This window comes from Bdellovibrionota bacterium, assembly GCA_035292885.1.
Classification (GTDB): domain Bacteria; phylum Bdellovibrionota_G; class JALEGL01; order JALEGL01; family DATDPG01; genus DATDPG01.
Window position 1 is genome coordinate 1 of record DATDPG010000126.1, and the last position, 11,479, is coordinate 11,479.

General features: G+C 57.5%; 8 protein-coding genes. 3 read left to right on the forward strand and 5 right to left on the reverse strand.

Annotated features, from left to right (window positions below; translation table 11 throughout):
* Window positions 1-311: 311 nt before the first annotated feature.
* Both VI895_09740 and VI895_09745 read left to right on the forward strand, forming a co-directional pair.
* On the forward strand, window positions 312-899 hold the full coding sequence (locus VI895_09740; GenBank protein ID HLG20077.1) for a hypothetical protein: 588 nt from the start codon (window positions 312-314) through the stop codon (window positions 897-899).
* Window positions 900-1,046: 147 nt separating this feature from the next.
* The gene (locus tag VI895_09745; protein HLG20078.1) at window positions 1,047-2,276 is read left to right on the forward strand and encodes a matrixin family metalloprotease; all 1,230 of its coding nucleotides are present in this window, start codon (window positions 1,047-1,049) and stop codon (window positions 2,274-2,276) included.
* Between the two features lie 12 nt (window positions 2,277-2,288).
* Here the strand turns inward: VI895_09745 and VI895_09750 are convergent, their stop codons facing one another.
* The 5 genes from VI895_09750 to metG all read right to left on the reverse strand — a co-directional run bounded on the left by VI895_09750 (window position 2,289) and on the right by metG (window position 10,007).
* A complete protein-coding gene (locus VI895_09750) occupies window positions 2,289-3,668 on the reverse strand; it encodes a hypothetical protein (protein HLG20079.1) in 1,380 nt (459 codons plus the stop codon).
* Window positions 3,669-3,758: 90 nt separating this feature from the next.
* Entirely contained in the window at window positions 3,759-3,914 is a 156-nt protein-coding gene (locus VI895_09755) for a hypothetical protein (protein HLG20080.1), read from the reverse strand.
* A 298-nt stretch (window positions 3,915-4,212) separates the two neighbouring features.
* Window positions 4,213-6,378 (reverse strand): oligopeptide transporter, OPT family, encoded by a 2,166-nt coding sequence (locus VI895_09760; GenBank protein ID HLG20081.1) that lies wholly within the window; start codon window positions 6,376-6,378, stop codon window positions 4,213-4,215.
* 80 nt (window positions 6,379-6,458) lie between these two features.
* Window positions 6,459-8,411 carry an oligopeptide transporter, OPT family gene (locus VI895_09765; protein ID HLG20082.1) on the reverse strand — a complete coding sequence of 651 codons (1,953 nt, stop codon included), beginning with the start codon at window positions 8,409-8,411 and terminating at the stop codon, window positions 6,459-6,461.
* Between the two features lie 63 nt (window positions 8,412-8,474).
* Entirely contained in the window at window positions 8,475-10,007 is a 1,533-nt protein-coding gene (gene metG, locus VI895_09770) for a methionine--tRNA ligase (GenBank protein HLG20083.1), read from the reverse strand.
* Window positions 10,008-10,120: 113 nt separating this feature from the next.
* Here metG and leuS point away from each other — a divergent pair.
* The coding region (gene leuS, locus VI895_09775) for a leucine--tRNA ligase (protein ID HLG20084.1) at window positions 10,121-11,479 on the forward strand (1,359 nt) is incomplete at its 3' end.

Genomic DNA, 11,479 nt, shown 5'->3' on the forward strand with positions numbered 1-11,479 from the left:
GGTGGGACTGGGAGCGAACCGAACGCGAGGACGATTTTCGGCCACAATTTCTCGGTTCATTTCAGCCCCTTATGTATGTACGTAACTTTTGTATATATATGGAAACTTTTGTCATTTTTTTGTTGTAATCTCATTCCGGGCGTGTATCATCATCATTAGTAGTCGGGGATGCAATCTTCCAAAGGCTCGTTCGAGCGGTCATAAAGCGGTAGCGGATCCCCTGGGCCTTACGCCAGTCTCCCCCAAGTACGCATCCCTCACGAACAAAAGGACAGGATGTTCTTACGGCACGTTGGTGGAAAGGAGTTCGAATGAAAAGCGTTTTCGCTTTAAGCGCTTTGGCTTTACTGGGATGCATTTTCACTTCATCGGCACAGGCCACGATGCTCGAGCAATGGGACACCCGGAGGCTGACCAAAGAGGCCAAGTGGATCCAGCGCGGAGAAATCACCTCCATGTGGTCCAGCTGGGATCCCGAGCGGCGCATGATTTACACGTACATCAAGATGCGCGTGGATGAAACGCTAAAAGGGGAAAAGAAAGGGGAGGTGCTCTTTCGCCAGCCGGGAGGCCAGTCCGGAAAACTCGGAATGACCGTCCATGGCGTGGCCCACTTTACCCGAGGGGAGCAGGCGCTCGTCTTTTTGAAAGAAGACGACGACGGGGCCCCGTCCCTCGCCGGAATGGCGCAGGGCAAGTTCCGAATCTTTTCGAATCCCAAAGGAGAAGAAACAGCTCTTTTTCGCGCCCCCTCGAACGTTGAATTTTTTACCCGAGGGGAAAGCGGCCAGGTTCGTCACATCGTGACCAGCCAGACCGAACGAAGAATTCCCGTGCGCGAACTCGTTGCCGAGATTCGAGCGGCAATGCTGGAGTCCGAGGGACTCTTGTCCCAGTAAGCCGGTCTCTCCACATCGGCGGCCTTGGATCGGGCCGGGAGGGGATGAAGTAGCGGCATGTTGGCGGATATCCCCAGGCGTGCTCACCCGAACCGGATCCAAGGAATACTCGAAGCGCCATTCCAAGAGCACGCCAAGGGAGTTTGGATGAGAGTCTTACGCGGCACGTTGGTGGGAATCCTGTCTGGATGCGCGTCCATTTTTCTGGCATCCGACGACGCACACGCGTTTAAAATCGTCTCATTCAACGGCAAATTCACCCGATTCAATACAAAAACCGTTTCGTACGTTGTGGATCGAAGCGGGAGCGACAATTTTGAGAACGGCTGCGACGGTTCCGGTTCCTGCCTGAGTGAACGGGAAGCCGTTCGAACCTCGTTCGATAGCTGGACGAATATCCCGGGAGTCGACATTACGTTCGTCGAGGACGAACCGCGAAGCATCAAGGCCACCGGCTACGACAACGTCAACACCGTAAAATGGATCGAACGAGCGTGGAGAGAGTTGCCTTTCTCGCCGCCTTCCAGCGCCCTCGCCGTAACGATCTCGACGTATACCACCGACGACATGGTCATCGTGGATAGCGACACCCATTTTAACGGCGAGGATTTTCAGTGGTGCGCGATCAATTCTCCCGAAGAAGAAAACGGTGACTGCGTCGACATTCAAAACATCGCGACGCATGAATTCGGCCATTTCATCGGCCTCGACCATTCTTCGGAAAATATCTTTGAGCCCGAGTCCAAACTCTATCTCGCTACGATGTTCTTCGCCTCGGGTCCCCGCGAAACCTTTCGCCGACTTCTGAAGGAAGACGATCAGGCCGCCGCTTTGAATCTTTATCCCACGGAAGACCCGAACGAACCGCTGATTGAATCGATTTCGCCGAACGTTGTGAATCCCGCGACCACGAGCGCCACGGCGGTTCGCATCGTCGGGCAAAACTTCTTGAACCACAGCGCCGCGATGCTGGCCACCCGGGGAGACCGGGGCGACGTGGTCGGCCGTGTGATCTCCGTCAGTGAAAACGAGATGAACGTGGTCTTCGATCTCTACGGCCTTCCATCGGGTGGCTACGACGTCGTTGTGGCCAATGCCTTCGATCGAACCGATCGGGTTGAAGAGGGATTCCGGTTGTCGGGAAATTCGGGCAATGTGGATGGGTCCTACACGTCGGGAGACGGAAACGGAGGCTTCGGCTCTTCCGGTGGAGGAGGGTGCGACATTCCCGCACAGCCGGACCAAGCCGGCGTACCGGGTTCGGCGATCTTAGCGCTCCTGCTTCCCTTAATCTTGATCGGCCTGGCCCGGTTTTATCTCTCGCCGGAACCGAGGTCATCGGAACCCAGGCTCGCGGCCAAGAAAGAACCCAAGTAGGTTTCGCGGCTCTTATGGCTGCCAGCCGGCGGTGATGACAAAACCTTGAAAAACATCCGACGTCGAGGAGCCGGGCGTATTGGCCGGGGAAACTCGAGTTGGTGTGCCTGAAAAATTGCTATCCAGTTTAACGTACTGATAACCCAAATCGACGACAAACCGTTCATAGAAAAACCAATAAAGCCCAGCGATAAAGCCGAATCCCGACGTACTGGATCCCGTACCGGTTTCAACCGGCGATTCGGTCAGCTTAACCCACGGCCAGTACGAACCGCCCACTTTGATCCCGGCTTCATTACGCTTCTTGGGGGCGTAGACGGGAACCTGCGCGCCGACGCCGATGGCCAAACCTGAATATTTGTCGTCGGACAAGATCGGTTGGTCGCCAATGTCATACTTGAGATATCGGTAGCCGCCGAAACCGCGTAACTCCAAATCGCGATCGCCAAGCCGAACCGGATATCGACCCACTGCGTCCCCTCCCAACTGCCAGAGCTTTGCATCCGCGTTCGACGTCGTTCCGGGCCCCGAAGGGACGTCGAGCGAAATGAAGCCGAGGGAAAAATCGAATTGGACGCCCGCGTACGGAACAATCCAGTATTCCCCGTTGACACCCACGTTCACAAAATAACTCCCGGAGGAATCGATCGCCGTAACGCCGTCGGAACGGACCAGCGAGTAGTCGTTCTTGAGGAGTTTAAGACCCGCCATCACTCTCATCCGATCGGAAACAAAGGAATCCCCCCGTGCCTCTTCGCGCGGCTCGACGAACGTCCCCGAGCTTCCCGACTTTGCGGCGGTCGGAACCGGCGTCGATTTCGGCGCCGGCATTCTCTGTTGCTCCGGCGGAGCCGACGAAACAGGCGCGGCCCGACTGCCCGCGGCGGCTCCGCCGGCGCCGGCTGCGGCTCCCGCATCCTTCACCACATTGGATCGTGTCGCTTTGGACAAAAGATCTTTCGTCGCCAAATCGGCGAGCTGCTGCGTAAAGTTTCCGCCGAAGGCATACTGCCGGGAAATCAGCATGGCCGATGACTTCGCCTCGCGGAGACCGACTTGAAGAACGAATTTCTGCGCCATCGTAACGGATCCCTCGACGAAGTAATCGACCTTCATGAGGTCCGCGACCTGTTTTTGATATTTCACATCATAAAGTTGGTCGCTCCGAAGACCGTAGCGGCGGATGTTCGATTCAAAGGTGTCCGAAGGATACGTCCAGTATCCGGGTGTGCGATTGATCGCGATTCGCATTTTCTCCGTGATAGACCGGGAATCGATCTGCTTCGTCCGGTCATTGAACGGAAGAACGACGACGCGCGTCTGCGCAAACGCGTTTCCAACGGAACCAAACAGAATTAAGCCCAAGGAAACCAGTCGGAGGGAAAACCGCATGGATATCCTTCGCATAATAATGAAAAAAACGCGCGGGGCACATTCTTCCCCACCCTTCGTATCACCTATTTTCGATTTCGTGGCGCTGTCTTAAATATCCACAATCCAGACGCCTCGCTCGGGCGCCTTCTTTTCCTCTTGCAGTGCAGGACGCGGAGGCATCGGAAATTCTTGAAGGGGGAGCTCCAACGGGCGCGGCTGCCGCCACTGGTCTCTCTCCTTGTCGATGATCTTCGGTATGAACATCGTTGGGTCTCCGCTTAACCTCTATAAGCGCAACCTCTGTGCCACGTTTGGAGGCTATCGACCCAAAAATAAGTAGCTGATATTACGTTGTTTTTTAGGCGGTAGCGGATTTCCTCAAATCACTTAGATCGAGTTAGGTGTAACTATAGAAACTCCGTAAAAAATCGACCTAAGACTCAAGCAACTGAAATAATTACTGATTGTCCTTAGTCTGGAATTTCCGCCCCATGAGCAGCAATCAAGCATAGCCGGAACTTCAGTCCCGGGGGCGGTCGCGCAGTGAACGAACCAAGCGCCCTTAGTCTGTTCTGAGCGCCTGGGAGCCGATCCGATAGATCAGGTAACCCATGAACGAAAAGACCGCCAGAGCAAAGATCTGGGAACCGGCCAGGGGACCAAAGACGCTGGGTCCGACCTTCTCCGCCGCCTCGCGGACGTGCTCCCAATTCGCTACAACCGCCACGGCAATGCCCCCGAGCGCTCCACCCGCCACGAGGCCGGATGAGAAGAGAGAGCCGGCTCCGGCTTCTCCTTCTTCCGTCGTTTTTTCACCGCGCTTTTTCGCTTTCCGTTCACGGTTTCGATCCACCAGCGCCCGAACCATTCCGCCGCAAAAAACCGGCGCGGTCGTGGACAATGGAAGATAGAGCCCGACGGCAAACGCCAACACGGATTGAACGCCGCACAGGATCATCGTGAAGGCAATGAACGCGCCCGCGAGAATGAATCCCCAGGGCAATTTCCGCGTCAGAATTCCGTCGATGACCAGCGACATCAGCCGCGCCTGCGGCGCGGGCATTTTTTCTCCGCCGATCCCCTCTTGGAAATTCGCCAGGCTCGTGCCGTCCTCCGCCACAACGTAGCGTCCGGCGGCCAGATCGGGAACGCCTTCACGCACAATCCCCACGCGGTACTCTTTGGATTCATAGGAAACCGTATCGGCCGTTACGAATTCGGCCGGGATCGCCACCGCCGCCGGAAGCGGCGTGAACGTGCGATACGTCCGGTTCATGAAAAGCAGCGTTCCGCCGATGATGAAAGCGCTGGTCGTTACGCCCAACATCAGACCGATCTGCTGATTCTTCGGCGTACCTCCGACCAAGAAACCGGTTTTCAAATCCTGCGAAGTCGTCCCCGCGTTCGCGGCCGCAATACAGATGACGGAACCGACTGCGAGGGCCACAAGCGCGTAACCCCCGCCCGTCCAACCGGCCAGCAGAAACAAAAGGCAGGTGAACATGAGCGTGGCGATCGTGTCGCCGGAAATCGGATTGGACGTCGTGCCGATCATTCCGACCACCCGACACGAAACAGTGACAAAGAAGAAACCAAAGATGACGATCAGGACGGACGCTACGAGGTTGGAGAACGGATGTCCGGGATGGATCGCGAAATTGAGAACCATCCAAAGAATCGCGACGATCGTGACCGAGCCGCCGGCCAAGAGCCAATTCGGCATATCGCGTTCGGTCCGAACGCGGGTGTCCGCCGGCTGGTCGTTCGATTCGCGGCTCGCCTTGAAGCTCCGCATTCCACCCGCGAACGATTCCACAATCATCGGCAACGACTTAATCAGGTTATAAAAACCTCCGACCACCACCGCTCCGGCGCCGATATATCGAATGTAGTTGCTCCAGATTTGTCCCGGTGACATTTCCGCGATCGGGATTTTTCCGGGCGGGATGACCATCCCTCCGACCGATCCGAAAAATTGAATGAGCGGCAGCAGACACATCCAGGCGAGAACCCCGCCGGCCACCATGATCGACGCCGATCGCGGCCCGATGATATAGCCGATGCCCATAAGTTCAGGGGAAACCTCCACCGTAGCCGTCATTCCCGGAAACGCCTTCTTCGACGTCCAGGCGACCACTTCTTTCCAGAACAAAAAGACCGCCATCAAGATCTTGTAGCCGATGCCGAAGCCGACTCCTTGGAAGACCCGCTTGGCCATCTCGCCGCGTTTTTCTCCCGCAATGAGAATGTCGGCGCACGCCGTCCCCTCGGGATACGGAAGAACGCCGTGTTCTTTCACGATGAGCGCCCGGCGAAGGGGAATCATGAACAGAACGCCGAGCCAACCTCCGCAAAGCGCAAAGACCGTGATCTTCCAATATTCAAGGTTGTGGCCGAGGAAGATGACCGCCGGAATCGTGAAAATCACGCCGCCCGCGATCGCCTCGCCGGCGCTCCCGATGCATTGAACGATGTTGTTTTCCAAAATCGTGGAGCGCCCGAGCGTTTTCAAAATCATGATGGCCAGCACGGCGATGGGGATCGAAGCGTTGACCGTCAAGCCGAGTTTCAGTCCGAGATAAACCGTCACCGCGCCGAAGATCAGGGCGAATGCGACGCCCACGACAATGGCTTTGATCGTCATCTCCGAAACGGTTTGATGGGGGGAAACGTACGGTTGGAAATTCGTTTGGGCTTTCTGGGTCGCCTGTTTCTGCGCAGCTTGCATCGCCGGGACCTCCTGGTGGATCTGAGTGCACCGCCATACCAGCGCGCGCGGGCGCCGGTCAAACAATTTATGCGAACGCTTTACTTCTTTTCCTGAGCGAACGACTTCCGAACCATCCAAAAAGCGAGAGCGGCCAAAGCAATGACCGACAAAATCTCCATCCCGATGTTTCCGAGACCCGCTCCCAGTTTCCACGACGTTATGTTCTTGTACGCCAGCATCGCCAGAAGCACGCCCACGATCGATTCGCCGGCGATGATCCCCGAAGCCAACAGGACGCCTCTGCGCCCAACTTCTTCCTTGCGAGACGAACGGGAGGAGATCCATTGAATGATGCCTCCGACCATCATTGGCACGCTCAGGCCGATCGGAAGGTAGATTCCCACGGCGACCGGCATGACATGCAGCCGGATCGAGGAGTCGATTCGTTCAAGAATTGTGTCGGCCAACAGAATCGCCACGCCGATCGCCATTCCGATCGCGACCATATTCCAGGGGAGCGTCCCGTCACCGAAAAAGCCTCGCGCGAGGGCGGCAAACAAGGCGGCTTGAGGAGCGGACAGCTCCCTCCCGCCGATTCCCCCGGTTCCCGCGTTCAATGAGCCTTCGTGGATGGCGATGAGGACCGGCGCCATCACCAGGGCCGCCACGATCACACCCCACATTTTAATCACCTGCTGCGCCCGGGGAGAGGCACCCAACAAATAGCCGGTGCGCAGGCTGTTCGCCATGTCTCCCGAAGAAGAGGAGACACAGCAGACGATCGCTGCAATGCCCAAAATCGACACCATGCCCGGCGCCCCGGAAATGCCCATCAGATAAAGAACCCCTCCGGCTACGAGGACGGCGCAGATCGTCATTCCGGAGACGGGGCTGTTGGTGTTTCCCACAAGACCGACGATGTAAATCGCAACCGCCGTAAAAAAGACCGACATGACCGCCATGATGACGCTGTTCGCGACCGTCAACCCGATCTGGTGGTCGAGCAGTGAATAGTAAACTGCCCCAGTCACCAGAACCGTGGCCAGTGTAAGCAGAATGACGGTCATTCCCGATACGCTCCGCTCAGTCTTGGCCACGGGGCCGGTTTCATGGCGGCGCTGGAACTGCGAAACCAGCTCACGCCCGGCGATCAAAAGACTTTTTCGGACACGCCAGATCGAAATCATCCCGCCGACGATCATCGTGCCGACACCGATGTAACGCACCTTGGTCGACCAGAGCGTCCAGGCTTGATCCAGCGCCGATCCTGCACTTGGATCCGCCCCCATCCATGGAATCGCGATGAACCAACCGATCGCTCCGCCGAGCAAGACTTGCATGGCCACGCCGGTTCCGACGATGTAGCCAACACCGATCAACGCAGGAGAAATATCGGCGCCGAACACAAAGATACGCGATCCAACATATCGAGCGACCTCGACGGTGTTCACAAAAAGACCGCCGAAGGAGCCGACGAATTTGAATACGGATCCGAGGCCGAGAGAGGCAAAGAGGAGTGCAGCTCCTTGCGAAACTTCTCGTTCACTGGCCACGTGTGCCCCGGCTACGACTTCTCCTTCGCCCGCTTTCAAAAGCTCGGCACAGGCCACCCCTTCCGGGTAGGGGAGGTCCTGGTTATCGACGACAAAAACTTTCCGCATCGGAATCGTGAGAAGGATTCCCAAAAGTCCGCCGGTGATAGCGATCAGAGAAGTGGTCCAGAAATGAAAAGTTTGCCAGGCGCCGATCATAATGAGAGCGGGAATCGTAAAAATTACGCCCGCGGAGAGCGCTTCGCCGGCCGACGCCCCGGTTTGAACCAGGTTCGACTCCAGAAGGGAGCGCCGCCTCATCATTCCGTGCAGAATTCCCATGGCGATGACGGCCGAGGGAATCGACGCCGATACGGTTTGGCCCACCTTTAGGCCGAGATAAACATTTGCCGCGCCAAAGATGACGGAGAGAACGAGCCCCATTAAGACGGCGGGCAGCGTGACTTCTCGAAGCGGCTCAAGAGTGATTTTCGCCATCTCAAGAGTGATTTTTGCCACGGCGTACTCTCCTTCTTGCAGCAGAGAAGAAATTTCTTCGCATACAGACGGCGATTCTGCAGGTCAAGCGCTTTTGCGTGGAAAAAGCGGTTCGGGCGAGCGAATGGCGAACGCGCTTGTTTTCCCCGGAGCCGCGAGGTTTCCAAACGTAAAAGGATCCGTCACGTCCTTATCGACAAATTCCAGCAAACGCTTCATTTGGAACGGCATGACCGGCGACAAGAGAATCCCCGCCCAGCGAATCCGTTCGAGCAGAACGTAGAAAAGCTCGGCCAGCTTTTGTTGGTTTGCGGGATCCTTGGCGAGCGACCAAGGCTGCATTCGATCGATCAAAAGGTTCGCCTCCGACACCAACACCCAGGCCTCCGCGAGCGCTTCGTCGATCGCGTACGAATCCATCTTAAGTCGGTACATCTTGACGATCGTTTCGATTCGTTCGAGCTCCCCCGGCATCGTAAGTTTACTCGGACGCTTGAGTTTGTCGCCGATGTATTTCTTCACCATCGTGAGCGTCCGGCTGACTAGATTTCCAAGGTCGTTCGCCAGGTCGGCATTGTAACGAGCTACGAACCGTTCTTCGGTATAATCCCCGTCGCGGTCCCACGGTACTTCCCGCATGAGATGGTAACGCAAAGGATCGGCTCCGTGAGCTTCCGCCAGCGACAAAGGATCCGCGATGTTCCCGCGGCTTTTGGACATCTTCTCGCCGCCGATCGAAACGAATCCATGCCCCCAAACCGCCTTCGGAACGGGAAGGGAGGCCGCCATCAACATCGCGGGCCAGATCAAGCAATGAAACCGCGTAATGTCCTTCCCGATCACGTGGAGATCGGCCGGCCAGTAGCGTTTGTATTTCTCCCCGCCGATGGGACCGACAGCGGAAACATAGTTAATGAGCGCATCGAACCAAACATACGCGACGGCACCCTCATCGAACGGAAGTTTCACGCCCCAATCCTTGTTCGCCCGCGAGATCGAAATGTCTTCGAGGCCCTGCTCCAACACTTGAAGAATCTCGTTCCGCCGTGCGACGGGGCGCAGAAAATTCGGCCGCTCCCCGTATAGTTTTCGAAGAGGATCGGAAAACGCCGAAAGGCGAAAAAAATAATTCTCCTCTCGAATCCACTCCGGCTTCGCTTGGTGCGTCGGGCAGAGGCCGCCGACGAGATCTTTCTCCTGGTAAAAAGCCTCGCACGAAATGCAGTAATGGCCTTCGTACGGCGCCTTATAAATGACCGGTTGTCCCTTGGCGTCCCGAGCTTTAAAGATCCGCCCCGCAATGTCGCGAACGACGACGTGATGGTTCGGCATCGTCGTCTGGATGAAGAAGTCGTACGAGAGGTGAAGGGCTTTCCAGGTCTCCTGAAATTTTCCCGCCATTTGATCGCAGTAAACTTTTGGATCGAGTTTCTCCGCCTCCGCCTTCTTCCGAACGTTTTGCGAGTGCTCGTCATTTCCCATCACAAAATAGACGTCATCCCCGCACAGCCGGCGGTACCGGGCGATGACGTCCGCGCCGATCTTTTCATACGCCGTCCCCAAATGCGGCGTGGAATTGGCGTAGTCGATCGCCGTCGTGATGTAGAACTTGGCCACGGTTGAACCTTGTCGTTCTTTTAGCGGGTTGCAACTTCGCAATCCAGAAAAGAGTGGGAAGTGGATGGGAGAGGCGCGACCGGCTAAGATGATCGAGATTTATGTCCCGCCGAATGATCGACCGATACAGCCCTCAAAAACTCGAACCGAAATGGCAGGCGGCGTGGCATCGGGCCAAGGCGTTTCGGGCGAAAGAAGGAAAAGGGAAAAAGTATTACGTCCTGGAGATGTTCCCCTACCCCTCCGGGCGAATCCACATGGGCCACGTCCGCAATTATTGCATCGGCGACGTCGTGGCTCGGTACCGAATCCGGTGCGGGTACAACGTTTTGCATCCGATGGGCTTCGACGCCTTCGGCTTGCCGGCGGAGAACGCGGCGATCGCCAACAACGTCCACCCCCGGAAATGGACCTACGACAACATGAAATTCATGGAGGGGCAGCTCAAACGGCTCGGTCTTTCAATCGATTGGGAACGAAAGGTCGTCACCTGCGACCCGGACTACTACAAATGGGAACAAGAGCTCTTCATCGAGATGTACGAAAAAGGACTGGCGTACCGGAAGCTCTCGGTCGTCCACTGGTGTCCGAAATGCAAGACCGTTTTGGCCAACGAACAGGTGGAAGACGGCCGCTGCTGGCGATGCGACGCCGAGGTGAAGAAAAAGAACCTTGAACAATGGTTTCTCCGGATCACGGCGTACGCCGACGAGCTGCTAACGGCGTTGAAGGAACTCGAAGGTGGCTGGCCGGAGCGCGTTCTGGCGATGCAGAACAACTGGATCGGGAGGAGCGAGGGCGCCTATATCGATTTCGAACTGGAAAGCGTCCCCCACGAAAAACTCCGCGTTTTCACCACCCGCCCCGACACGATCCACGGCGCGACGTTCCTGGTGCTGGCGCCCGAGCACCCGCGCGTGCCGGAGCTGCTGGCGGAGGCTCCGGACCGCGCCGAGCTCGCCGCCTGGATCGAGCACGTGCGCAAGACGCCGCGCATCGAGCGGGAAGGGGAGGGGAGCGCCAAGGAGGGCCGGGACACCCGCGCCTTCGCGCTCAATCCCGCCACCGGCGAGCGGATCCCGATCTGGCTCGCCAACTACGTGCTGCCCGATTACGGAACCGGCGCCATCATGGGCGTGCCCGCCCACGATCAGCGCGACCTCGATTTCGCCCGCGCGGAGGGGTTGCCCGTGCGGCTCGTGTACGTGCCCGAGCGCGATGCGCCGGACCCGGCGACCATGACGGAGGCCATTCCGCACGCGGGTGCGATCCGCGGCACCGGCCTCTTCGATGGCCTGCCGGCCGACGAGGCGACGAAGCGGAGCTTCGTCGAATGGCTGGATCGCGCGGGGTTCGGCCGCGGCAAGGTGACCTACCGGCTGCGCGACTGGCTGATCTCGCGTCAGCGCTACTGGGGGACGCCGATCCCGGTCGTCTATTGCGACCGTTGCGGCATCGTGCCGGTTCCCGAG